Source organism: Ruegeria sp. YTSA075 (assembly GCF_059610245.1).
Window position 1 is genome coordinate 243436 of record NZ_JBXWNG010000002.1, and the last position, 23811, is coordinate 267246.

Consider the following 23811-nt stretch of genomic DNA (forward strand, 5'->3'; position numbering starts at 1 on the left):
GATACCTACATGTCCGCTGCTGACAGCATGCTGTCATCATGGTGTCAGCATAGGTATCCTGCCCCAAAAGGGAGAGCGGCATGAGACGCGGTGACAGGCTGTTTGAGATCATTGAAATTCTGCGGCGGGCGAAGGTTCCGATCTCGGGGCAGGCGATTGGCGCTGAGCTAGGAGTGACCAAACGAACCATCTATCGCGACATCGCTGCCCTGATGGCCCAGGGCGTTCCAATTCAGGGTGAAGCCGGTGTTGGCTATGTGCTGGAGTCTGGCTTTCACATGCCGCCCCTAATGCTGACTTCAGATGAGATCGAAGCGGCAATTCTGGGCGCGCAATGGGTGCGAACGCGTGGCGAGCCAGAGCTGGCGCTGGCTGCGGAAAAGTTGTTGTCAAAGATCGAAACGGTCAGCCCGGCACGGTTCGAGGCGTCGTTTGCTGCCCCAATCCTAAGCGTCGTGCCTGTTGTTCCTGTGTCAGAGGTCTTGTCAGCGGCTGACATTCGTCAGGCCATCCGGCAGCGTGCGAAGATTTCGCTGACCTATCGTGACAGCAAGAATGCTCTGACCGATCGGGTGATCTGGCCGATCCTTCTGGGCTATCGGGACGCAGACCGGATTATTGCAGCCTGGTGCGAACTTCGTGAGGGGTTTCGATATTTCAGAACTGAACTGATCGTTCAGGGACAGATTCTGTCGGACAAAATCCCACGTCGGATGGACCTCTTGCGAGCCAAATGGCGCGCAGCGATGGAGGCTGAGCGCAAGCGGTTCACCCTGGGATCAAGCAGTTAGTCTCCGGTAGTGCACCAGGCCGTGTAAGCCGTCATCAATGCCTGCAACTCTTCGGGGCTGGTCGGATACCTGTCATAGCGATGGACAGAGGAGGTGTTGGACCATTCCAACTTGTCTTCGCGCATAACCTCAAGAAAGGGTTCAAACTTGCCGGCATCGTCCAACACAGATGTGCGCAGGTTGATCCGGTCTGTTTGGCCGACCTCGGAATAGACAAAGCAGAGGCAGGAACGGCAGTAGAAATGCCGCCGCTCGGCCGAGTGCAGCCCTCCTGTTACAAGTGGGCCGGTGCATGCAAAGCTGTCGCGCGGAAACATCGTGGTCAATGAAAACGCGCTGGCAGTGAGTTTTTGGCAATCGGCGCAATGACACGCTATTGTCAGCAAAGGCAGGGACGAGATGGTGATATGTACCGCGCCACACAGACATTGGCCTGAATATGGGGGCTGTGGGATGCCCATTATAAACACTTCCTTTTTCTATTCAGAGGGGGTCCGCTGGCGAATGGGAGAGCTGATATCTACGGCTGTTCCGGTCGGATCACGTAGCATCAGACGTCGCTGGCCGTAGAACAGATCAGTCGGGGGCTGGATAATCTCGGCCCCATTTGCAATGGCTTTGCGATACAGCTCCTCTACGTCGTCGGCGACAAAGGTGAGGATCGTACCAGCGGGGGGCCATGCCAGAATATCTGGAACCGACTCATGATCTTTGTCAAGAATGCCAAGCTCAAATGCTGGGTGATCCTCATGGGTCAGAAGGATAAACCATCCAAAGTCGCCGCTGCGTGTCAGGCCCAGCAGGTCTTCGTAGAACATGGCTGTTGCGGTGACATCATGGGTCAGGATGTTGGTAAAGGCGCGTTGCATCGGGTGTCCTTACTGTAAATCTATGGATGAAAAGGTCCGTATCCTCGCCCTGTCGCGGGCGGGGAAGGTGTTATGCGATGGCACGATAGGAGGTCATCGTGAGGTAGCCAGCATCTCCAGTGTGGCCTGGGTTTCTGCATCTGCGGGAAACATGAGTTCGATATTCAGATCCGCAATGACAATGTCTTCTGCGGTGCGAAACTGGGAAAAGGTGGAGAACAGGCTAAGCCGCAAGTGACCGGCCCGATATATCGTGGGGATCACAGGCGGCAACGGCCCTGAGGGTCGCCAGGCTGCAATGGCCGGATCGGCGGCCAGCCGTGCAGCGGCTTCGTCCAGTTCGGACACTCCGCCAGCCTGCAAGCTCTCGGATCGTAGACGGACCAACGTGTGATGGCCAACCTCTCCCCAGTTCTCGACAATGCTGGGTCCCCAATCGGGATCGCAAATTGCTTCAATCAGACTATCCCCTTCGGACAGGCCTGCAACCGCCAACAACGCGCGGGCCGCTTGATTGAGCTGTCGCAGTCGCCAAAGCCCATCCAGAACAATCGCAGGGTAGGGATCGTGGCTGGACAGAAGATGTGTGATCGCATCATTAATGGGCTTCAGCAAGGCGCTGTCGGGGGCTTCCTGCCCATAGAGCGCCGCAAATCCGGCCCCGTTCAGCAGGCGATTCCGCTCGGGTCTTGGGACCTCCAGAACCTCAGACAGGCGTAGAACCATGTCGCGGCTGGGTCGCGCGCGACCGGTTTCCAAAAACGAAATATGGCGTGCTGAAACATCCGCGAGACCTGCCAGTTGCAGCTGGCTTAGCCCACGAGTGCTGCGCCAGCCTTTCAGCAGCGAACCGAACTGTGCCATAACTGCCCTCCTTCACCGCTCTGCGTCACCTAAATCACATTCCTTACCTGGCAGGTAATTGCCTGCATTACTTGCGTAGTCTTAGGTCGCAATCATCGATATTAAAAGAAAGGACATGCCATGGACCTGCAAGAGAAGCTTTTGAAAACCGGGGCCGGGTTAGTGATTTTGTTCGGCGGCGTCATCTGGATGGGAGCACACCCCGCCATGGCTGCGGTGCCAACCTTTTTGGGCGATCTGATCTTTTGGCCGATCGATGGCGCGCAGAGACTTACGTCCGAGGGGGAAAGACTGCTCAGCGCGATCGGCGGGGGGATCATGGTCGGTTGGGGTGTCCTGCTCTGGGCGCTGGCGGGCGAGGGTATGCGCATCGCGCCTGTATTCTCAAAACGGGTCATCCTTGTTTCGATCTGGACATGGTTCTGCGTCGACAGCTTGGGGTCTGTGCTGGCGGGCGCACCGTTTAATCTGATCGGCAACCTTGTGTTCTTAGGGATGTTCACCATTCCGTTTCTGGACCGCTTCGCCTCAAAGGGTGTATCGACAGCAAAAGCTGGCTAAGGGCGCTTTGAGCCGGGGATCGGATGGACTTTCTGTTTCATGGGCCGAGATGCTGGTGGGTGATATCGATATCGACGACGCAAGGTGCTGAAACCCCAAGCTTCTCTGCCAGCCGCCGCGAAAATGAAACAGTCATGACGGCAGTTTGCTTGATCTGTGTTTCACTGGCGACAAGGGTTTTTAACTCGGTGGTGCTGGTTACTGCGCCAAACATCGTGCGCTCGGTCTCAACCACAGTGCCATGCCACTGATTTGGGCCTTGTTTGGTCCAGCTCACATCCGCATCCAGCACGCGGTTAAACTGTTTGAAGTCAAACGGGGCCTTAAAGGTCATCGAGTCATGATACAGGATTTCGGTCTGCGGTCCGCTTTTGATTTCTTGCTGAATTTCAGGCGTGCAGCCGTTGACCTGACGAACGGTTGTTGCGCCCTGCCAGACACCATCTTTGGGCCGGATATCCGCAGCCGAGGCCCGTTGCGCCGAGGCAATGCCAAAAGCCAGAAGCATCGCAAGAAACAGCAGCAGGGCTTTCTTGGTGTCCGTATCCAGAACACGACCGGATTTGTAACGTCTTAGAATGAAAATGCGTTTTCTGTGCTTATGTTGCACGTTTCTACTCCTTTGAATCATGGCCTCTGCGCAAACACGCGGTGGTGGTGAAAAACTAAGCCGAACAACATGTTTTAAGCGTCTCGACCCATCGGCGAGAACAGCTCGGAATGTCCCGTTCGACCGGATCGGACCGTATTTGTTTGAATGATGGATAGTTTGGTGCTGCGTCTGATCAGGGCGTTTTGGTGATGCGCCCGAAAACGGGGCGCATGTTGAAACGCCTTGCCAGTCGCCGACCTGACGGTCGCTGATCGTCATCAAAACAGTAAGTAGATTGAGGAAATTCATGACATTGAATTCTCGTAGTTGCGGAAGGTTTGCCGCAATTGGATTTGGCGTTGTGCTGAGCAGCACCCCAATATCCGCCCAGGTTGCCAATACCTTACCGGCTTCGGACAAAGACTGGGCATTTTACATCGGCGCAGGCGGCGGATTGGTCCCCGAATATCAAGGGTCGGATGAGTATGAACTGGCACCGCTGGTCACCTTTGAAGGTGTCTGGCGCGACAGGTTTGTAATCTCGGATCAGGGGCTGGGCGCCTTCCTTTACGATCAGAACGGATTTCGTGTGTCTGCGGCTGTCGGCTATGGCGGCGGACGGGACGAAGACGATAGCGACGATTTGAAAGGATTGGGCGATATCGATAATAGCGCCGTGTTGTCCTTGGGAACGCAGTTCGATCTGGGTCAAAGCCTGACCGCGACGGCGGATGTCAGGAAGTTTCTGGGCGGCTCGGAAGGTACCGTTGTGTCACTGGGTCTGCAGACGCAGGTGCCGTTTGGTGTGATCCGAGGCGCGCTGGCCCCGACAGGTCGACCTTACAGCGACGAAACCAGCCAAAACGGTGTCGTTCTGATCGGCGGGGTTTCTGTCGATTGGGCGGATGATGACTACAACCAAAGTTTCTTTGGTGTGACCTCAGCCCAATCCGCCCGTTCAGGTCTGCGTCAATACACAGCGGAATCTGGTGTGAATGCGCTGAATGTCGAACTTGGCGTCAGCAAGCAGATTGGCAGAAGCTGGGGTGTCACCGGCTTGTTGGCCTATTCGCGCCTGTTGGGCGACGCGGCGGACAGCCCGATTGTGAAATCCAAAGGAAACTATGCAGCCGTCGTGTCAGTCGCCTACCAGTTCTAAGACCTGACAGGCGACACCTCGTCGACTGGGCCAGCACGGCAATCGTGCTGGTTCAGTTGCTTCAGAGCTTATTTGCGCACATCAGATGGGGTTTTCCCCGTTTCGCGTTTGAACGCCTTGTAAAAGGCCGAGCGCGAATTGAAGCCAACATCATACGCAATGTTCAGAATGGTCTCATTGGTCGAAGTCAACTGTTCGATTGCATCATTGATCCGCCATCGGTTGATATAGTCAAAGAATGTGCTGTTCAGGTTGGCATTCAACGTTTGCGAAACATAGTGCGATGTGACCCCGATATGTTTGGCCAGATCCCACAGGCTAAGGTTCGGTTCGCGGTACAGCAGGTCCTGGCTCATTGCCGTTTCGATCTTCTTCGCGATCCGCGCAGCGCGTTCTTCGTCAAGGGCTGATTTCTTGTATTTGCGTCCTGACGGCTCATCCGGGTCAGGTGGGTCTGTCACTGGTGTTCGGGATAGACCAGGGCGTTGACGCAGCCCCCATATTCCAATGACCCAGAACAGGAATAGCAGGGCAAGGCTTTCCAGGAAATCAAGCAACTCATCTTGTACCTCGAACCCAACAGCCTCGGACACTGTAAGTATGCTGACGGCCGCCGACAGAAACCAAAATGACATGGCTGCGAAAGTAATCACCCAAACCCAAGTCAGCTCTCGGTTCTCGGTGCTTGCAAAGACTTCGCGCAACCGTTTGCGATAGGTCATCAACATTCGGATGATCAGGATCAGGTAGACGGCCATTATGATCCGGAACAGTACATCAGCGACCAAAACCGCCAAGGCGATCAACACAAACCGCAACAACCGTGGATCGTCCTCTGGAAGGTCCACATCGCTCAGATCCGTTGGCAGAAACATCAGGGATGACATGAGCAGCCCGGAAATGATGATCGGGGGCAGGTGATAGTGCAGCTTTGGCTTGGGCGCTTCATCCGCTTCGCTGGTCAAGGCCCGGACATAGAGCCAGAACAAAAAGGGGCTTGCGAAATCGAACAGAACCACAAGCACGCTGACGCGCATCACAAGATTGAACTCGTCCTCACTTCCCGACGCGTCGGCGATCAAAGCGCCAAGAGAGGACAGGCCTTGTATAAGAAACAGAGCGGCCAGTGGCATGAACACACCGGTATCGCGCTTTCGCAAAAACAGCAGATTAGCACAAAACAAGCATAGCCCAATAAAGGCGGTATCAACGAATTGGGTAGCGGATTCCAATATTATTTACTCTCTGAAAATCGACCACGGGTGGTCTCGCGCTGCAGCCTCTTCATGCCCTCTACAGCATGTGATCTGACATCTAACAATTTCATGGGGTTTGTCGTCTCTTTTGATCGGACAGGACGTTTGAGGGGGTGTTAACAGGTTTCAAATCTGCATTTTTTGTGCGCGGACCTTTGGTTAGCTATGACTTGGCGTGGCGCGCCAGAAACTCCGAGAACCGGGCCAGACCGACTTTAAGATCCTCTGTCGGGTTGGAGTAGCCAAGCCGCAGCCAGCCCTCCATGTCCATCGCACTGCCCGGCGTCAGCATCACACCTTCTTCTTGCAAAAGCGTCACGCATAGATCGCGCGAGGACATTGGCAGATCGTATTTCAGCAAGGCCGTAGTGCCGGATTTTGGCGGCACCCAGCTGAGCAGCGGCTCGTTCGTGATCCAATCCTGAACGATCCGCAGGTTTTCGCGGGTGATCCGGTGCGCACGCGCCAGTATCTTGTCGCGGTGTTCCAGCGCCATAGCGGCTAGCATTTCGTCGATCTTGCCGACCGAGATGGTATTGTAGTCCCGGTGGATCATCACATCATGCATCAACTCTTTGGGTCCCGCGATCCAGCCAACCCGCAACCCAGCAAGTGAATAGGCCTTGGACATGCCCGCCGTGCTGATCCCTTTTTCGTACAGGTCCGCGACCGCGGCGGTGAAGCCGTTGCCTGTCTGATCCGTTCCGCGATAGACCTCGTCACAAAGCAGCCAGGCATCGACACCACGCGCGATCTCTACAATCTGTTCCAACATCGTACGATCCATCAGCGCGCCGGTTGGGTTGTTTGGATTGTTGATCGCAATCAGGCGCGTATCGGGTCGCACCATCGCTCGCAACTCATCCAGATCGGGCAAAAAGGCGTTTTCGGGCCGCAGATGCAGCAGTTCAATATCTGCACCGATGCTTTCGGGGATGGAATAGTGTTGTTGATAGGTCGGGATTACAGAGATCACGTGATCACCACGCGACACCAGTGTCTGATGCACCAGAGAGTTCGCGCCAATGGTCCCATGTGTTGTCAGGATATTGTCGCGGCCCTGATTGTCATACAGGCCACAGATCGCGTCGCGCAGACGCTCTGACCCTTCAATTGCGCCATAGGTCATCTTCATGGATGACAGATCGTTCAGAATGCTGTTGTGCTGGCCAGCCATGTCGAACAGTTCGCCCAGCGTGATGGACTGAACGCAGGTCTCAGCCAAATTGAGCTCACAGGTTGTTTCGAACTCATTCATCCACATCTCAACGCCAAAGGGTCTGATTTCCATTGGGGCTCTCCTACTCTCAGCATTTGGGGCTTTGGCACGTCACTGACGGCACAGGCCATGAAGATCCCTTATAACCTCAAACCAACCAAGCGGAAGAAGGCAGGTTTTGTGCCTGAGATGTATGGTAGAAATTTACTCCGCGAACGCTGGTTCGACCCGAACATCAAGATGTCTGTTTTGAAACTGAAAATGTCGCATGTCTCTCAGCATATGAACGGCACGACTTTATCCTGCGCATGTGAGGTGCCGCTGTTTGAGTCTCAGGCAGCGGAGAATTGGGAAGCCGGTGAAATTCCGGCGCTGCCCCCGCAACGGTAAGGAAGGTCAGGTTCGACAATCAACCACTGGGACGAGGATCCCGGGAAGGTGTCGTAGCCGGGCGCAAGCCCCTTTCAAGTCCGGAAACCAGCCTCGCAGATATGTCAAACCGCGGGTGGCGGTGGGGGCACATGTTTCGGACGTGTTCCTCGCGCGCTTCCGGACGGTTCCTCCTTGTCATCTGCCCAAGCAATGCCGCGGGGCGCGGCAGGAGAGCCAGAAATGAACAGCATTCAAAGCCTGTTGGCACGTCGCATCCCCGGCCACGCGCTCGAGCAGGCCTTTTACACCGATCCTCAGGTTTTTCAGGCCGATCTTGAAGCCATCCACTATCGCGACTGGCTGTTTGCCATTCCGGCTTGTGAACTGGCGAAAGCAGGGGATTATGTTACCTATACCGTGGGTGCCTATCGCGTGATCATTGTACGTGGTGCAGACAACCACGTAAGGGCGTTTCACAACACCTGCCGCCATCGTGGTTCGATCATCTGCAAGGCTGCAAAAGGCAATGCACCCAAACTGGTGTGCCCCTACCACCAATGGACCTATGAGCTTGATGGCTCATTGCTGTGGGCGCGTGATATGGGGTCGGATTTCGATCCCAAACAGCACGGTCTGATGACAGTGCATTGCCGTGAGCTTGCCGGGTTGGTTTACATCTGTCTGGCTGATAACCCCCCAGATTTCGACATGTTCGCCAATACCGCACGCCCCTATCTTGAGCCGCATGATTTGGGCAACGCCAAAGTGGCTTTTGAAAGTTCAATCATTGAGAACGGCAACTGGAAGCTGGTTTGGGAGAATAACCGCGAGTGTTACCACTGCGGTGGCAACCATCCCGCGCTGTGCCGCACCTTCCCTGATGATCCTGCAGTCACTGGAATCGAAGGGGGTGAGACGCCGCTACACATGCAAGCCCATTTTGACAGATGCGAAGCCGCCGGGATGCCCTCGCAATTCCACCTGCATGAAGGCGGGCAATTCCGTATGGCTCGGATGCCTCTGAAGGAAGGGGCGCAAAGCTATACAATGGATGGGAAATCCGCTGTGCGGCGCTGGCTGGGCCGATCGCCCTTTGCGGATGCAGGTGCATTGTTGAAATTCCACTATCCAACCACCTGGAACCACTTTCTGGCTGATCATTCCATCGTGTTCCGGGTCACACCAATCAGCCCGACTGAGACCGAGGTCACAACCAAATGGCTGGTTCACAAGGATGCCGTCGAAGGGATCGATTACGATCTGAAACGTCTGACCGAGGTCTGGATTGCCACCAATGACGAAGACCGTCAGGTGGTCGAGGATAATCAACTGGGTATCAACAGCCCGGCCTATGTGCCTGGCCCGTATTCGCCGACGCAGGAATCTGGTGTGCTGCAATTCGTGGATTGGTATTGCAACACGCTGGTTGGTCGCTTGGCCCCCGAAACAGTGGCGGCGGAGTAGCGGTGATGAAAGATCTCAACACTGTTGTGAGTATCTGGCAGGATGCCGAAACACTGGAATGTGTGTCAGTCGTCCCCGAGATGGTAAATACGGCCAGTTTCACTTTTCGCGCCCCGTCTGGGTCGATGTTTGCGTACCACCCCGGACAGTTCCTGACTTTGGAAATCCCGGCTCCAGGACAACCGGGTGGGGTTGTGCATCGCACCTACACGATCTCTTCTTCTCCCTCGCGGCCACGGTCGATCACGATCACCGCCAAGGCCCAGCCAGACAGCATCGGCACGCGCTGGATGTTGGACAACCTACAACCCGGCATGCGGATCAAAGCCATCGGGCCTGCCGGGCTGTTTTCGAATGTTCAAAGCACGGCAGGCAAATACCTGTTCATCTCTGCCGGGTCCGGCATCACGCCGATGATGTCGATGACCACCTGCATGTGGGATGAGGGGCGTGATCTGGATATTGTCTTTATCAATTGCGCCAAGCGACCGTCCGAGATCATCTTTCGTCAGCGGCTGGAACACATGGCCAGCCGGACCCCGGGACTGGATTTGAAATTTGTCGTTGAAGAAGCAGATCGTTATCGTCCGTGGACGGGGTATCAGGGGCAGTTCAACCAGTTGATGCTGGGCCTGATGGCGCCTGACTATCTCGAGCGTGAGGTCTATTGCTGCGGCCCGGAACCTTTTATGCAGGCGGTTCGCGAGGCACTGGTCGGGCTGGGTTATGACATGGACAACTACCATCAGGAAAGCTTTGGCGCGCCGATTGAATCCGAGGCCGATCAGCCAGAACTGGACGATGTGGTCCCTGATGATGACAGTAAGGCTGAGATCCTGTTCGCAAGCTCGGGTGTCACCACCAAAGTTGCCGAAACCGACACGGTTCTGGCCGCTGCACGGTCGGTTGGGTTGAACATCCCCTCTGGCTGTACGTTCGGCGTTTGCGGGACTTGCAAGGTCAGAAAAACCGCAGGTGAGGTGCATATGGTCCACAATGGCGGAATATCCGAAGACGATATCGAAGCCGGTTATATTCTTGCCTGCTGTTCCAACCCGATCGGTAAGGTTGAGGTGGAGGTTTAGTCTCAAAACCGCCCCGGAATGCGCCCAGGGCGGTTTGTTTGATCCTACTATGAAACGGTGAACTGCCCCATCATGCCGCAATCTTCATGTTCTAGGATGTGGCAGTGATACATATAGGGCGCGTCAGAAGGCGCATCATGGTCGAACCGCACCAGAACTTCGGACCAGCCATCTTCGATATGGACCATATCTTTCCAGCCTTGCGCATAGGTGGGCGCGGGGCCTCCGTTTTGCGAGAGAATGCGGAAGGAACAGCCGTGGATGTGAAAGGGGTGCAGTTGATCATCAACTGAGATACGCCAGATTTCGGTATCGCCTTTTCTGACCGTCTCATCAATCCGGTCCATTTTCATTGGTAGCCCGTTTATGGCCATCGCTCCGGCATCGCCGCAGAAATTGTCCCAAGCCAGCGCAAGTGCCGCAAGATCGGCCCCGACATTCATGTTCAACTCAAAAGATCGCGTGACTTTCGCATCAGAGGGTTGGGCAGGGGTAAGATTGGCCAGTCTGGTCGGCATTGACCCGGTGAAACCGGTTTGTGCGGTTCTCGCCAACCGCAAAGCGGTCACTGTTTGGTTCCCTCCAAAAAGGTTGGCAAAGAACCCACCACCGTTCCCGTTCAGATTGACATTTAAGGCGTTCGCCTCAAGCGCGCTCATATCCACAAGAACCTCATACCTTTCACCAGGCGACATCAGGATGCTTTCCGCCTCGACGGGTGCGGGCAGAAACCCTCCGTCCGATGCGATCACCGTGATTGGCCCGGTTTCCATTGACAGTCCAAGGAAACGCGCGTTGCAGGCATTCAGAATGCGAAGCCGCACAAGGCCGGTCGGAACCGCTTGCGCGACGGGTGTGATGGTGCCGTTGACGATAAGAGTATCGCCTTCAAAGCCATCCTCAAACACGGCAGCAGACACATTGTAGCTCATGCGTCCATTTGCATCGAACATCTTGTCCTGAAGGATCAGCGTGAAATCATCCACCCCATAGGTCTGCGGCAAATCGGCTGAAAGGCTACCGTCGTCTTCGACCAACAGGACACCGGCAAGCCCTTGATAGGTCTGGCGTGCGGTTTTGCCATGCATATGAGAATGAAACCAGTTCATCGAAGCGTGTTGAACAATCGGCACATCCGGCGACCAGACGCTGCCATGCGCGATCTCTTGATGTGGTCCGCCATCCACACCTCCCGGAATATGCAGCCCGTGCCAATGAAGGGTCGACATGTCACCTATGTTGTTAACTACGTCAAAGGGCAGCGTTTGGCCTTGTTTAACCTTAAGAACCGGACCGAGGTAGCTGTTATTTATCCCGAAAGTCGCGCTTTGTGCACCAGTGCCAAAGTCATGCGTCGATGGGTTCAGCGTCAGCGCAATACGCTCTTCGATCCCGTTTGTAAGGTCCGTCATTGGAACTAGCGGCAGGGCGCGCGGGGCAGATTGGGCCCAGGCAATGCCGCCGCCTGCAGCCAAGGCAGTTGCCCCAGACGTTTTCAGAAATGTTCTGCGATCCATTGAAGTCACCAATCAATATCAACTAAGATTGATGAAATAGGCGTGAGGACAAATTGTCAACCTTGATTGATAAACGCGACAATGACTTTCTGGACCAAAACATCAAAGGCATGATGATGACTTTGATCGCCCATTGGAACGCGCGCATGGGTGATGCGCGGGCACAGACGGAGTTTGCCGCGATACGGCCCGCAGATATGCAGGTCTTTGCCCAGCTGCGCGGGCGCACGGCTAAACTATCTGTCATTCATCGAGAGATGGGGTTTTCTCGTCAGGCTGCACAGCAGGCGGTTGACCGGTTGGTCGCACATGGCATGGTTACCGTTGACACGGGGCCTGACAGTAAGCGCGACAAAGTGGTGACAATAACGGAAAAAGGTCACCGCTGGCGCAAATGCGCCGCAGATCAGATCAGAGGGATTGAGGCGGAAATCGCCGATACCTTGGGGGCCGATAGCAAAGAGCATCTGCGCGCTTTGCTAAAGGACCTTGTTGTAACCACCCAGACTTAGGGTCGGCTATTCCGACCTAAAGACTGCGTCTTATCTGGTCGCTTCGAACAAGCCTCGGATATCTCGTGCAGTGAGTGGGATGGGATTACCGCCTACGCTTGGGTCGCGCAAAGCGGCCTCTGTCAGCGCATCGAAATCCGGGTCTTTTACGCCCAGTTCGGTGAGAGTGCGCGGAATGTTGAATGACGCATTGAAGCCATCGACAAAAGCGCAGAACCCGTCAAAGCCGCCCTCAATTCCCAGATAAGCCGCCGCCTGATCAAATCGTGTGTGGATAGCATCGGCGTTGAACTTCAAAACGGCGGGCATGAACACTGCATTGGTCGTGCCGTGGTGGGTATGATGAACTGCGCCTACGGGATGGCTGAGCGCATGGATCGCTCCCAATCCTTTCTGAAACGCTGTCGCGCCCATGGCGGCCGCGCTCATCATCTGACCGCGTGCCTCCAGATCGCTGCCGTCTGCGTAGGCACGGGGCAAATACTCTTTGACCAGTCGCATCCCCTCCAACGCGATGCCTTGGCTCATCGGATGGTAATGCGGGCTGGAATAGGCCTCGACACAATGGGCGAAGGCATCCAGCCCCGTCCCTGCGGTGATGAATCTGGGCATACCTACTGTCAGTTCCGGGTCCATGATGACCTGAGCAGGCAGCATCTTGGGATGGAAGATGATTTTCTTTTCGTGGCTTTCTGAATTCGTGATCACGCTGGCTCGGCCGACTTCGGACCCGGTGCCTGCCGTGGTGGGAACGGCCACAACCGGTGCAATGGCATCTGCATCCGCGCGGGTCCACCAATCGCCGATATCTTCGAAATCCCAGATAGGGCGCGTCTGACCTGCCATGAAGGCAACGGTTTTGGCCAGATCAAGGCCCGATCCACCGCCAAAGGCGATCACCCCGTCATAACCACCTGCATTGTAGGCTGCGACACCAGCCTCGGCATTTAGATCTGAGGGGTTGGCGTCAACTTCGGCGAAAAGTCCCGATCCCAGCCCGGCGCTTTCCATCAGTGCCAGGGTCCGCTTGGTGATCTCATTCTCGGCAAGGCCCCGATCAGTGATAAGCAGGGGTTTCGCGATCCCTGCCGCTGCGCAGGCCTCGCCAATCTCGGCGATGCGGCCAGCACCAAAGCGGATGGGGTTGGGGTAGCTCCAATTGGCGGTTTGGGTCATGATTTCAGCTTCTTCAGATGGTAGGATTTGGGGCGGGTTACAGCTTGAAAGCCGAGAGTTGACAGGCCAGCACCACGCCCGGTGTCTTTACATCCGGTCCAGCACAGGGCGGGGTCCAGATAGTCGCAACGGTTCATGAATACGGTGCCGGTTTCCAATTGGCGACCAATCGCCTCTGCCGCATCTGCATCGCGGGTCCAGAGCGAGCAGGTCAGGCCGAACTGGCTGTCATTCATCAGACGAATGGCCTCAGCGTCGTCTTGCACGGGCATGATACCCACCGCCGGTCCAAAGGTCTCATCTCGCATGATCCGCATGTCATGGGTTACATCCGTTAGGATTTGCGGGGTCAAATAGGCGCCCCCATCATCGGCGGGCATGGTTGGGATATGCGCTGTAGCACCTGCTGCAATCGCCTCATCGATCTGGGCGCGCGCTTCTTGTGCAAACCGTATATGCGCCATCGGCCCGAGAGTAGTTGAAGGGTCAAGCGGATCACCCAGCACATAGGTTTTCACCAACGCGACCGCCTTTTCGACGAATGCGTCAAACAGGCTGTGATGAACATATATTCGTTCGATCCCACAACAGCATTGGCCCGAGTTAAACATCGCCCCATCAATCAGCGTCTCAACTGCCGCATCCAAATCCGCATCGGCGCGCACATATCCGGGGTCTTTACCGCCCAATTCGGTTGAAACCGCTGTGAACGTCCCTGCAGCGGCACGTTCCATCGCGCGGCCTCCGCCCACTGAGCCGGTGAAGTTGACCAATCCGAAATGACCCTCGGCGATCAGGGTCGAGGTTGTGTCATGATCCAACACGATATTGGTGAACACCCCGTCGGGCAGGCCAGCGGCCGCGAAGGCCTCGGCCAGATGTTCCCCAACCAGAATGGTTTGTGATGCGTGTTTCAGAACCACCGCATTGCCAGCGATCAGCGCGGGTGCAATCGTGTTGATCGCGGTCATGTAGGGATAGTTCCAGGGGGCCAAGACAAAGACAACGCCCTGCGGTTCCCGCTCGATCTTGCGCAGGAAATCATCTGAGTCTTCGACCACAATCGGGGCCAGCGCGTCTGCGCCGATCGAAGCCATGTAACGGGCGCGTTCTTCGAAGCCGCCGAACTCACCACCATGGCGTACTGGGCGGCCCATTTGATGCGCCAGTTCCTTGACCATGCGATCCGTGGTTTCACCGATATAGGCAACGGCTTTGTTCACATAGGCGATGCGATCTTGCAAAGGCAGCGCAGCCCAATCGCGTTGTGCCGCCTTGGCCCGCGAAATGACATCCCGTGCTGCGTCAGCGGATAAACACGCCCGTTCAGCATAGACCGAGCCGTCAATGGGGGAGGTACAGGTGATCTTGCTCATCTGTCAGGCCTTTTCAAAACCGCGGGCGATTTCCCAGTCAGTGACGATGCGGTCAAACTCTTCCTGTTCCCATTCAGCCGCGCGAGTGTAGTGATCGATCACATCATCGCCCATTGCCCCGCGCAGCATCGTAGAACCGCGCAAGGTTTCGGTGGCCGCCCGCAAAGTGCGAGGGATTTCAGGAACGCTGTCATCCTCGTACATGTCACCTGTGGCCGCATCGGCCAGTGTCAGCTTGTCTTCAATCCCCTTTAGCCCGGCAGCCAAAAGCGCAGCTTGGGTCAGATAGGGGTTAATGTCCGATCCTGGGATGCGGCATTCGACCCGGACGGCCTTGGTATCTGCCCCACAGAGCCGGAAACCGGCGGTGCGGTTGTCGACAGACCAGGCGGTTTTGGTCGGTGCAAATGTACCCTTTGCAAAACGCTTGTATGAATTGATGTACGGCGCGAAGAAGTAAGTACAATCTGGCGCATAGGCGATCAGCCCGGCCATGAAATGCCGCATCAGGTCAGACATCCCGTGCGCGCCATCCCCCTGGAAAGCGTTCTCAGCGCCTTGCCAAAGCGACATGTGCACATGCGAGGCACTTCCAACCCGATCCTGATGCCATTTGGGCAGGAAACTGGCGGAATGACCCTGTTGCCACGCGATCTCTTTCGTGGCGTGTTTCGCAATCGTGTGGTGATCAGCGCAAAGCAGTGCCTCAGCGTATTTGATGTTCAGTTCTTCCTGACCAACCTCGGCCTCACCTTTGGAGTTTTCGATAGGAATTCCAGCGGCATACAAGTGATTGCGTAGGGGGCGCATCACATGTTCTTCCTTGGTGGTCTGAAGGATGTGGTAGTCCTCGTTATACGGCCCCAGAGTGGTTAGATCGCGATAGCATTCAGCGCGCATCTCATCGAGCGGTTTTTTGAAGATAAAAAACTCAAGCTCCGTGGCCATTTTGGGGGTAAGACCCATGCTTTCAGCGCGGGCGATTTGTTGTTTCAAAACCTGTCGGGGTGCGTGTGACACCGGTGCGTGGCTGTGGTGATCCATAACATCACACAGAACCATTGCCGTTCCTTCCAGCCACGGCAAAGGCCGTAGCGTCGTCAGGTCTGGCTTCATCACATAATCGCCATACCCCTGGCTCCAACTGGTCGAGGCGTAGCCATCTGGGGTCGCCATCTCAAGATCAGTGGCCAAAAGGTAGTTGCAGCAATGTGTTTCCTCATGGCCGCTTTCAAGGAAGTTCGACACATGGAACCGTTTGCCCATGAGCCGGCCTTGCATATCGACAAAACACACAAGAACAGTGTCAATCGCGCCCGAAGCGGCCTGTTCTTTCAGTGCATCAAAGGTGAGCGGAGAGATCATTTGGCAATCCTTGAATAGGGCAGGCAGCGCCCCGAACTTGTCGGGGCGCCGGTTGGTTCAGCCGTAGCGATAGGGGCGTCCGGCTTTTTGCATATCCGCGTTATACTGGCGGAAAATGTCAACGATCTTGGCCTTGGTCGGGCTTTCGGCGGCAATCTCATCCCAGAATTCGACAGCCGCGTTTTCGACCTGCGCCCATTCCTCATCGGGGATCGAGGTGAGCTGCATCTTGGTGCCGTTGACCCGCAGGTTGGCCTCGCCACCCCAATACCACCACTGGCGGTAGTAGTGGCTTTGCTCCATGCAGACAGCAAGCAAGGCTTGCAGGTCTTCGGGCAACTCGTTCCAGCGGTCCATATTGGCGAAGAAGTGGCCGATCCACGCGCCTGAGATGTTGTTGGTCAGGAAGTAATTGGTCACATCGGCCCAGCCAACGGTGTAGTCCTCGGTGATGCCAGACCAGGCGATGCCGTCAAGTTCGCCGGTTTGCACCGCGACTTCGATATCTTCCCATGGCAGTGTCACTGGCACGACGCCAAACTGGCTGAGGAACCGGCCTGCGGTTGGGAAGGTAAAGACCCGCTTGCCCTTGAGATCTTCGAGCGAGCGGATGGGGTCCTTGGTGGCAAAGTGGCACGGATCCCAGGCGCCGGCCGAGATATGTTTTACGCCGACTTTCGAGTATTCCTCGTCCCAGATCTCTTTCAAGCCATACTGGTTGAACAGAACTGGCACATCCAGGGAATAGCGTGATCCAAACGGGAAGTAGCCGCCAAACACGGTCACTTCGGTAGGTGAGGCCATCGAGTCATCATCAGACTGCACCGCGTCAATCGTACCGCGCTGCATTGCCTGGAACAGCTCACCTGTCGGGACCAGCTGATCTGCAAAGAACAGCTCGATCTGCATGCGATCGCCTGCAATTTTGTTAAAGGTCTCTATGGCGGGAACCACCACCTCGGCTGCCAATGCAGCGCCCGCGTAGGTCTGCATCCGCCATGTGATCGTCGATTGCGCCAGAGCCGGAGTGGCCAGCGCGGCAGGTGCAGCGACCGCGGCACCTTTGATAAACTTGCGTCTTGTGGTCATGTGAACCTCCTTGTTCAGTTACACTCGATCTTGCAGTGCGCTCTTGTCGGCGCTTAATTTCCGTAAACTGTTTGTGGTAGCCAAAGGGCGATCTGGGGGAAGATCATGATGATCGTCAGCGCCCCCACCATCACCGCCACAAAAGGTATGATGGATCGATAGATATCATTCAGAGTAATGCCCGGGGGCGACATCGCCCGCATCAGGAACAGATTATACCCAAAGGGCGGTGTCATATAGGCGATCTGTGTGGTGATCGTATACAGCACGCCGTACCAGATCAGATCGAACCCAAGCGCACCCACCAGCGGGATATAGAGCGGCGCGACAATCACCAACATCGCCGTGTCGTCCAGAAACGTGCCCATCAGAATAAAGCTGAGCTGCATCAGGATCAGGATCATCCAGGGGGACAGGCCCAGACGTTCGGTGAACAGGCTTTCGATGGCTTTGACCGCACCCAACCCGTCGAACACGGCGCCGAAGGCCAGGGCGGCGAGGATGATCCACATGAACATGCAGGTTATCCCAAGGGTGTTGCGCACCGAGGTTTCAAACACCGTCCAGTTCATACGCCCCTTCAGAACCGCAGCAACAAAGGCTGTGATTGCGCCAATGGCTGAGCTTTCGACGAGGGAGGTCCAACCATTTACAAAGGGGATCATCATGGCAAAGAAAATCCCGAACGGTAGAAGTCCGGACAGCAGCAAGCGATACTTTTCGGCCTGCGGCATCGCACGTTCTTCTTCTGATAGGACCGGGCCAAGATCAGGGTTCATGCGGCACCGCACGGCGATGTAGATCACAAACATCGCGGCCATCATCAGGCCAGGGATCACACCGGCCAGCCAAAGCTGGCCGACGGGCTGTCGTGCGATCATCGCATAAAGAACCAAAACAACCGAGGGCGGTACCAGAATCCCAAGGCTCGACCCGGCCTGAACAACGCCTGTGACCATGCGTTTGTCATACCCGCGGCGCAGAAGCTCGGGCAGGGCAATGGTGGCTCCGATGGCCATGCCGGCAACCGATAGCCCGTTCATAGCTGAAATCAGCACCATCAGCCCGATGGTTCCGATGGCCAGACCACCGCGCAGACCGCCCATCCAGACATGGAACATCCGATACAGGTCATCGGCGATGCGGCTTTCCGACAGGATATAGCCCATGAACACAAACATCGGCACGGTCAAAAGCGGATACCAGCGCATCAGCTTGATGGATTGCGAAAAGGCGATATCGAACCCGCCGCGATCCCCCCACAGCATCAACGCAGCAATCACCGCGACAAATCCGATGGCGCCAAAGACGCGCTGACCGCTGAACAGCAGCACCATCATCGAGGCGAACATCATCAGGGCAATGAACTCGTAACTCATGCTATTTCTTCGCCCTTAAGTCGCAAGATATCTTTGGCCAGTTCCGACAGGGCCTGCAGCAGCATCAGGATGATCCCGACACACATCACAGTCTTGATGGGCCACAGATACGGGCGCCAGATCGTGCGGCTGCGTTCAAGTGTTCCAACCTCTTCCGAGCCGGTCACAAGACCCGCGAAGAAAGCGAGGGGTTCGGTGCCCCAGTAGCCCAGTGAATACGCGGTCGAACTGATCCCACCCCACAGCAGAACCAGCAGATACGCGATCAGGCAAAGCACCATGATCGCATCGGTTGCGGCCTTTCGGCGAAGCGACCAGTTGTCATAAAACAAGTCCATCCGCACATGGCTGCCCATCTGGATGGCGTAAGGCCCGCCCAGAAAAAAATAGGCAATCATGGCGAATTGAGCGACTTCGAGTGTCCAGAGTGATGGCTGGTCAGAAAACTTGCTGATGGTCGACCACAAAAGGACGGCCATCATGGCAAAGATGCCAAACATGATCACACGGCCGATACCGTAGTTCAGCCGGTCGATCACTGCGATATAGGCCTTTAGAAGCTTCATCGCGTGGCACCCTCGACCGAGGATTCCGAGCAGGTTTTCATCGCTTCGCGCAGCCAATCCGCCAACACATTGCCCATCTGTTCGCATTGTTCGGGTGTTGCGATCAGATCATTTCGGATTTCGATCATGACGTTCATCAGACCCCGGGGCAATGCATGATGCCGCAGCGTATGTGTGACGCCATCCGCCGGTCCGTAAGGCGCATTGCGCTGAACATCATACCCAGTTGCCACATCGAGCATCGCATCCGCCAATCGGCTGTCTGTGTCGTGCAGGATTCCGATTTCAACTGATCTGCTCTGGCCCCTGTAGACCGGTGTGAAACTGTGGATGGTCACAATCGCCGTGTGATGATCACGAGCATTCAAGGTTCTGGTCAACAACGCCTCGAAGGGGCGATAGAACTGAGCGGTACGCGCCTGTTTTTGCGCCGCAGTCATTCCCTTGTTCCCTGGTACTAACGTATCTTCGCTACGTTCGGGCATGGCGCTTGCTGCCTCAGGCGGGCGATTGCAATCGTAGATCAGTCGCGAGACGGTGCTGTAAACCAAAGGCGCGTCCAGACGCTCTGACATTGATCGCGCGGTCTGCAAGGCACCGGGATCCCAGGCGATGTGGCTTTGCAGCGCGTTCTTATCCAGCCCGAGGGAGTGAAACTCAGATGGCATGTGCGCGCTGGCATGTTCACACACCAATAGGACAGATGACGACCCTTCGGGTTTTTCGACCCGCGGTGCAAACTCAGCATCTGTGGTGCGCTGTTCCAATCAGAATCCCCCGTTCTTTGTAAAGTTTTCTTCAACAGCGTTTCCTCTGTCAACAAATTTATGTAAATATTCGTACAGGATGAGGATGAGTGGTAATATTTTGACTATGTCGAATGCTGTAGATACGATGGACAGAAGAACCAGTCAGGGTGACCATGCAGACCATCGCTGAACGATTGCAGGATAAAACCGGCGACCTGACCCGGTCGGAGCTTCAACTGAGGGATGTGATCCTCAGAAACTATCCGGCGTCCGGGCTTGGAACTATCACCTCACTGGCGGAGGAGGCCAAGGTTTCCACCCCCACAGTTGCGCGCTTGGTGCAGAAGCTTGGTTTCGCGGGCTTTCCCGAGTTTCAGCGCGGGTTGCGGGATGAGCTGAACGAAAAGATTTCCAGCCCGCTTACTAAGCGCGAAAAATGGGTTGATGACGCGCCTGACGCGCATTTGCTGAACCGGTTCACCAAGGCCATCATCGACAATATCGGCCAATCCATGGCCAAGATTGACCCCGCTGCGTTTGACACCGCCTGCGATATGCTAAGCGATACGAAGCGAAAGGTCTTTATCGTCGGCGGTCGGATTACACGTACACTGGCAGACTACTTCTTTCTGCATTTTCAGGTCATCCGGCCCGATGTGACCCTGATTGCGTCAAACTCAAATGCCTGGCCGCACTATGCGCTGGATTTTGACGAAGATGATGTGGTCGTCATCTTTGATGTGCGGCGATACGAAAACAGCACGCTGAAACTGGCCGAGCTTGCCCGTGAGCGGGGGGCACAAATTATCCTGTTCACGGATCAATGGATGTCACCAATTTCCGATCTGGCACATGTTGCGTTCAGCAATCAGATTGCAGCGCCGTCAGCCTGGGATAGCAACCTGACAACCATGTTGATATCCGAAATCGTGATCGCCGAAGTGCAGGAGCGTAACTGGGACACCACCCGCGCCCGTATGGAAGAGCTTGAGGAAATGTTCGACCGTACAAAGTTCTTCCGGAAGTTTTGAAGCGCCCGAGCATTGTGTCGGGCCACTTGCAGGCCTCATCGCGCGTGTCAAATGGGCTTTTTGTGCGTCTTTTGTGCAAACCATTGGCAGATTTTCGCCAGAGGGTTTGCAGAGCTCTTTTCTTTGCAGGTCGGATCGCCCAGAAATCTTAAGAGATTCTAAACAGGTGATGAAGTTTCGTGCAGGACAACGCCCGGAAAATGAATACAATCTGGCAGTATCTGTCCGTTCCCACTCGGGCAATTGCAGCGCTCGGGCTTGTTGTGCTGGTATCAGCCTGTTCTCAAAACTCACCTTATAGCGGTCTCAATCCCGAACGTCAGTTCATGGCTCTACAAGAAGTCGAACGAAAACAGGCGCTCGGACACAGAGTGTGGTGCGTTCCCTATGCGCGAAACCTGAGCGGTATCCAGATTCGTGGCAATGCCAAGGATTGGTGGGGTAAGGCTCACAAGACTTACGACCGAGGTGCGGACCCAGCTGTGGGTGCGGTGATGTCATTTCGCGCCACGCGTGGAATGTCTTTGGGCCATGTCGCGGTTGTGTCAGAGATCGTTGATGATCGGCAGGTTGTCATAAATCACGCCAATTGGCACCGTAACAAAGTGTCGTTGAAAATGGGTGTACGGGACGTGTCGAAGAATAACGACTGGACGCTGGTCCGGGTCGAAAGCCAGCCCGGACGCTACGGCAAACCCTACCCGGTGAACGGATTCATATATCCGAAAGCTGACGAGTAGTTTGGCCCACACTGATTTTGAAACTGCAGGCAGTCTGTGCTGTATTTGCTCTAGGCGTCAATCGCTCATAGCCAGTTGATACTCTGAGGCGTTGAAATCGATCAATCCGACATCTCGGTGACGTGGGTCATCATTCCGTCTACGCGCGCATCAAGGCTCTGAGAATGCAATCGCAGCATTTCTAGGCTGGCTTTCAGATCGCCCTGATCGATATCACGCGCGATCACGACCACGCGGCTTGTCGTGTCGTCTCCAGTCCATGATTTTAGCGGCACCGGAGCGTCGAAAATGTGCTGAACCCCATGAAAAACAAAGGGCCAATCCATTCCCTGTACATGCACGATGCCTTTTATGCGCAGGATGTCCGGGCCTTTGAATTCAACCAATGTTTCCAGCCAAAGATCAAAGATACGCGCGGGGATGGGATCGACGACTTCGATCGAAGTTGAACCGATGCGGTTGTCGTGGTGAAAGTGCGCGCCTGCAGAGTGCGGGAGCGCAGTCCCAATCGTAGCTTTGTTTGCCGCAAATCCGGATAGGCCAACCAACGGATCGACCTTTGGGTTCTCAGACCCAAGCCAACCCGAAAGATCATCTGCTGTGGCGCTGCTGCGCATCGCAGACAAGCCGAATAGCGCGCCGACCGGAACCTGCCCGTGTTGGGCGGTTATGCGTCGGGCGGTGCTGTTGATCTTGTCCAGTCTTACTTCGAACTGTCTGACTTCGGTTGCCGTTACAAGTTCGGTTTTGGTCAGGACAATCAGATCGGCCATGGCGATCTGGCTGACCGCTTCAAACTGCGCATCAAGGGTGCGAGGGCCGGTTGCCACATCAGCCAATGTGACGACACCATCCAAGCGGAAGTTTGCTGCGATCAGGTCGTCGATAACCATTGTATGCAAAATCGGACCCGGATCAGCGATCCCGGTGGTTTCGATAACCACGCGATCAAAACTAAGCTCGCCCCGTTCTCTGCGGACAAACAGGCCGGCGAACGTATCCGCCAGATCGCCCCGGATCGAACAACACAGGCAACCGGATTGCATCAACACCACGTCCTCGGTCGTTTCCTCGATCAGATCATGGTCAAGTCCCGCATCGCCAAGTTCATTCATGATCACCGCTATGCGACCGGCTTCTGGGTCCCTGATAAGATGGTTCAACACTGTCGTTTTGCCCGCGCCCAGAAAGCCTGTAAGCAAGGTGACTGGTATGCGATTGTCCGCTTTCTCCATCTGAGTTGTCCCTTGATTCATTCTATGCGGATTTTTCGAAGTGAAAATAACGTTATATCATTACAGTATCAAGAGTAACATGGGGCGCTAACTTGCCTAAGGGGCTAGTTAATCGGGCTCAAAGCCGGCGCAGAGGTGTGCGTGTGGCTTGGAATGTGCCTCATCTTAATGTCCTGCATAGGCCGACCAAATGCCGAATGCACCAACTACGATCAGGCTGATCGCCCAGGCAACATCCAGATTGAACCAGCTTCTTGAGATGAATTTCAGACCAAGCCAATGGTAAACAAAAACTGCGATCAAAGCCCCGGCGGAAGTCATGGCAAGGGTATGAACCGCAGCCACCGTGAAGGCCGTAAAGACATCATTGGTCATCAGCGCCTGCGCAGCGGCATGGCCTGTTGCGGCCACATTGCCCGGCTCAAGCAATCCGCAAATTCCCAGATAAATCGGGACCAGCATCAACCCGGCCCCATGTGCCATAGCGGCCAGAAATGACCAAAGGGCCAGGCGCGCCGGATGGACACGGGCCAATATCTTGGGGTGCTTTCGATTGATCAACAGGTAGATACCCATCGCAACCACAATCACGCCGGCACCCAGGCGGATTTCGGTTTCGCGCTCGACGAGAATAATCATCAACGAGAACGGCAGCAGAATACCGATCATCGCCAGGAAATGCCCCAGCGCCAACATCATAAGCGCCTTGGTCATGGCCGAGGGTTTACGCTCCATCAGCGCAGAGGACACGGCTAAGGGCCACCCCATGCCGGGATTTATCCCGTGATATAAGCCTGAGAAAATGACGGCCCACCAGAGGGCCGTCAAAGACAGATCTTCCATC

The 23811-nt window shown here is 55.5% G+C and carries 24 protein-coding genes and 1 riboswitch; of the genes, 8 read left to right on the plus strand and 16 right to left on the minus strand.

Annotation, left to right across the window (positions count from 1 at the left end; all coding sequences use genetic code 11):
- Positions 1 to 80: 80 nt before the first annotated feature.
- Positions 81 to 791, plus strand: coding sequence for a helix-turn-helix transcriptional regulator (locus AC2FGE_RS04300; protein WP_496817963.1), 711 nt, complete (start codon positions 81 to 83; stop codon positions 789 to 791).
- On the opposite strand, the gene AC2FGE_RS04305 is transcribed toward AC2FGE_RS04300, so the two are convergent.
- The 3 genes from AC2FGE_RS04305 to AC2FGE_RS04315 all read right to left on the minus strand — a co-directional run bounded on the left by AC2FGE_RS04305 (position 788) and on the right by AC2FGE_RS04315 (position 2524).
- The gene (locus tag AC2FGE_RS04305) at positions 788 to 1252 is read right to left on the minus strand and encodes a GFA family protein (protein ID WP_496817964.1); all 465 of its coding nucleotides are present in this window, start codon (positions 1250 to 1252) and stop codon (positions 788 to 790) included. The two genes, AC2FGE_RS04300 and AC2FGE_RS04305, sit on opposite strands and share 4 nt — an antisense overlap.
- Positions 1253 to 1270: 18 nt before the next feature.
- The gene (locus AC2FGE_RS04310; protein WP_496817965.1) at positions 1271 to 1660 is read right to left on the minus strand and encodes a VOC family protein; all 390 of its coding nucleotides are present in this window, start codon (positions 1658 to 1660) and stop codon (positions 1271 to 1273) included.
- Between the two features lie 93 nt (positions 1661 to 1753).
- Positions 1754 to 2524 (minus strand): helix-turn-helix domain-containing protein, encoded by a 771-nt coding sequence (locus AC2FGE_RS04315; RefSeq protein ID WP_496817966.1) that lies wholly within the window; start codon positions 2522 to 2524, stop codon positions 1754 to 1756.
- Positions 2525 to 2644: 120 nt separating this feature from the next.
- On the opposite strand from AC2FGE_RS04315, the gene AC2FGE_RS04320 reads away from it, so the two are divergent.
- The gene (locus AC2FGE_RS04320; RefSeq protein ID WP_496817967.1) at positions 2645 to 3085 is read left to right on the plus strand and encodes a hypothetical protein; all 441 of its coding nucleotides are present in this window, start codon (positions 2645 to 2647) and stop codon (positions 3083 to 3085) included.
- Between the two features lie 37 nt (positions 3086 to 3122).
- Here the strand turns inward: AC2FGE_RS04320 and AC2FGE_RS04325 are convergent, their stop codons facing one another.
- Positions 3123 to 3695, minus strand: a complete 573-nt coding sequence (locus AC2FGE_RS04325; protein WP_496817968.1) for a hypothetical protein — start codon at positions 3693 to 3695, stop codon at positions 3123 to 3125.
- Positions 3696 to 3984: 289 nt separating this feature from the next.
- Here AC2FGE_RS04325 and AC2FGE_RS04330 point away from each other — a divergent pair, with 289 nt between their 5' ends.
- Positions 3985 to 4836, plus strand: coding sequence for a MipA/OmpV family protein (locus AC2FGE_RS04330; protein WP_496817970.1), 852 nt, complete (start codon positions 3985 to 3987; stop codon positions 4834 to 4836).
- A 68-nt stretch (positions 4837 to 4904) separates the two neighbouring features.
- Here AC2FGE_RS04330 and AC2FGE_RS04335 read toward each other — a convergent pair whose 3' ends face one another.
- Positions 4905 to 5969, minus strand: a complete 1065-nt coding sequence (locus AC2FGE_RS04335) for a helix-turn-helix domain-containing protein (RefSeq protein WP_496817971.1) — start codon at positions 5967 to 5969, stop codon at positions 4905 to 4907.
- Between the two features lie 286 nt (positions 5970 to 6255).
- Positions 6256 to 7383, minus strand: coding sequence for an aminotransferase (locus AC2FGE_RS04340; protein WP_496817972.1), 1128 nt, complete (start codon positions 7381 to 7383; stop codon positions 6256 to 6258).
- 224 nt (positions 7384 to 7607) lie between these two features.
- Positions 7608 to 7811: riboswitch (cobalamin riboswitch) on the plus strand.
- 112 nt (positions 7812 to 7923) lie between these two features.
- Here AC2FGE_RS04340 and AC2FGE_RS04345 point away from each other — a divergent pair.
- Together AC2FGE_RS04345 and AC2FGE_RS04350 are read left to right on the plus strand one after the other, a co-directional pair.
- Positions 7924 to 9147 carry an aromatic ring-hydroxylating oxygenase subunit alpha gene (locus tag AC2FGE_RS04345; RefSeq protein ID WP_496817973.1) on the plus strand — a complete coding sequence of 408 codons (1224 nt, stop codon included), beginning with the start codon at positions 7924 to 7926 and terminating at the stop codon, positions 9145 to 9147.
- A gap of 5 nt (positions 9148 to 9152) precedes the next feature.
- Complete coding sequence (locus tag AC2FGE_RS04350) at positions 9153 to 10232, plus strand: FAD-binding oxidoreductase (protein ID WP_496817974.1); 1080 nt, start codon at positions 9153 to 9155, stop codon at positions 10230 to 10232.
- A 47-nt stretch (positions 10233 to 10279) separates the two neighbouring features.
- Here the strand turns inward: AC2FGE_RS04350 and AC2FGE_RS04355 are convergent, their stop codons facing one another.
- Positions 10280 to 11749: a multicopper oxidase domain-containing protein gene (locus AC2FGE_RS04355; protein WP_496817975.1), complete on the minus strand. Its 1470-nt coding sequence runs from the start codon at positions 11747 to 11749 to the stop codon at positions 10280 to 10282.
- A gap of 62 nt (positions 11750 to 11811) precedes the next feature.
- Between AC2FGE_RS04355 and AC2FGE_RS04360 the strand changes: the two genes are divergently transcribed.
- On the plus strand, positions 11812 to 12261 hold the full coding sequence (locus AC2FGE_RS04360; protein ID WP_496817976.1) for a MarR family winged helix-turn-helix transcriptional regulator: 450 nt from the start codon (positions 11812 to 11814) through the stop codon (positions 12259 to 12261).
- Positions 12262 to 12291: 30 nt separating this feature from the next.
- Here the strand turns inward: AC2FGE_RS04360 and AC2FGE_RS04365 are convergent, their stop codons facing one another.
- From AC2FGE_RS04365 to AC2FGE_RS04395, 7 genes are read right to left on the minus strand one after another with little or no spacing between them, the layout of a single operon-like run.
- Positions 12292 to 13437 carry an iron-containing alcohol dehydrogenase gene (locus AC2FGE_RS04365; protein ID WP_496817977.1) on the minus strand — a complete coding sequence of 382 codons (1146 nt, stop codon included), beginning with the start codon at positions 13435 to 13437 and terminating at the stop codon, positions 12292 to 12294.
- A complete protein-coding gene (locus AC2FGE_RS04370; protein WP_496817978.1) occupies positions 13434 to 14813 on the minus strand; it encodes an aldehyde dehydrogenase family protein in 1380 nt (459 codons plus the stop codon). Before AC2FGE_RS04370 ends, AC2FGE_RS04365 begins: the two co-directional genes overlap by 4 nt.
- A gap of 3 nt (positions 14814 to 14816) precedes the next feature.
- The gene (locus AC2FGE_RS04375; RefSeq protein ID WP_496817979.1) at positions 14817 to 16178 is read right to left on the minus strand and encodes a glutamine synthetase family protein; all 1362 of its coding nucleotides are present in this window, start codon (positions 16176 to 16178) and stop codon (positions 14817 to 14819) included.
- A 57-nt stretch (positions 16179 to 16235) separates the two neighbouring features.
- Complete coding sequence (locus tag AC2FGE_RS04380) at positions 16236 to 17267, minus strand: TRAP transporter substrate-binding protein (RefSeq protein ID WP_496817980.1); 1032 nt, start codon at positions 17265 to 17267, stop codon at positions 16236 to 16238.
- Between the two features lie 53 nt (positions 17268 to 17320).
- On the minus strand, positions 17321 to 18646 hold the full coding sequence (locus AC2FGE_RS04385) for a TRAP transporter large permease (protein WP_480549660.1): 1326 nt from the start codon (positions 18644 to 18646) through the stop codon (positions 17321 to 17323).
- Positions 18643 to 19212, minus strand: coding sequence for a TRAP transporter small permease subunit (locus tag AC2FGE_RS04390; RefSeq protein ID WP_496817981.1), 570 nt, complete (start codon positions 19210 to 19212; stop codon positions 18643 to 18645). The genes AC2FGE_RS04385 and AC2FGE_RS04390 overlap by 4 nt, the downstream gene beginning before the upstream one ends.
- The gene (locus AC2FGE_RS04395; protein ID WP_496817982.1) at positions 19209 to 19979 is read right to left on the minus strand and encodes an N-formylglutamate amidohydrolase; all 771 of its coding nucleotides are present in this window, start codon (positions 19977 to 19979) and stop codon (positions 19209 to 19211) included. Before AC2FGE_RS04395 ends, AC2FGE_RS04390 begins: the two co-directional genes overlap by 4 nt.
- Before the next feature lie 155 nt (positions 19980 to 20134).
- Here AC2FGE_RS04395 and AC2FGE_RS04400 point away from each other — a divergent pair, with 155 nt between their 5' ends.
- Together AC2FGE_RS04400 and AC2FGE_RS04405 are read left to right on the plus strand one after the other, a co-directional pair.
- Positions 20135 to 20992 (plus strand): MurR/RpiR family transcriptional regulator, encoded by an 858-nt coding sequence (locus tag AC2FGE_RS04400; protein WP_496817983.1) that lies wholly within the window; start codon positions 20135 to 20137, stop codon positions 20990 to 20992.
- 200 nt (positions 20993 to 21192) lie between these two features.
- Complete coding sequence (locus tag AC2FGE_RS04405) at positions 21193 to 21732, plus strand: CHAP domain-containing protein (protein ID WP_496817984.1); 540 nt, start codon at positions 21193 to 21195, stop codon at positions 21730 to 21732.
- Between the two features lie 101 nt (positions 21733 to 21833).
- On the opposite strand, the gene AC2FGE_RS04410 is transcribed toward AC2FGE_RS04405, so the two are convergent.
- Both AC2FGE_RS04410 and AC2FGE_RS04415 read right to left on the minus strand, forming a co-directional pair.
- Positions 21834 to 22988, minus strand: coding sequence for a CobW family GTP-binding protein (locus tag AC2FGE_RS04410; protein WP_496817985.1), 1155 nt, complete (start codon positions 22986 to 22988; stop codon positions 21834 to 21836).
- 144 nt (positions 22989 to 23132) lie between these two features.
- Positions 23133 to 23810, minus strand: coding sequence for a hypothetical protein (locus AC2FGE_RS04415; protein WP_496817986.1), 678 nt, complete (start codon positions 23808 to 23810; stop codon positions 23133 to 23135).
- Between the last annotated feature and the right edge of the window lies 1 nt (position 23811).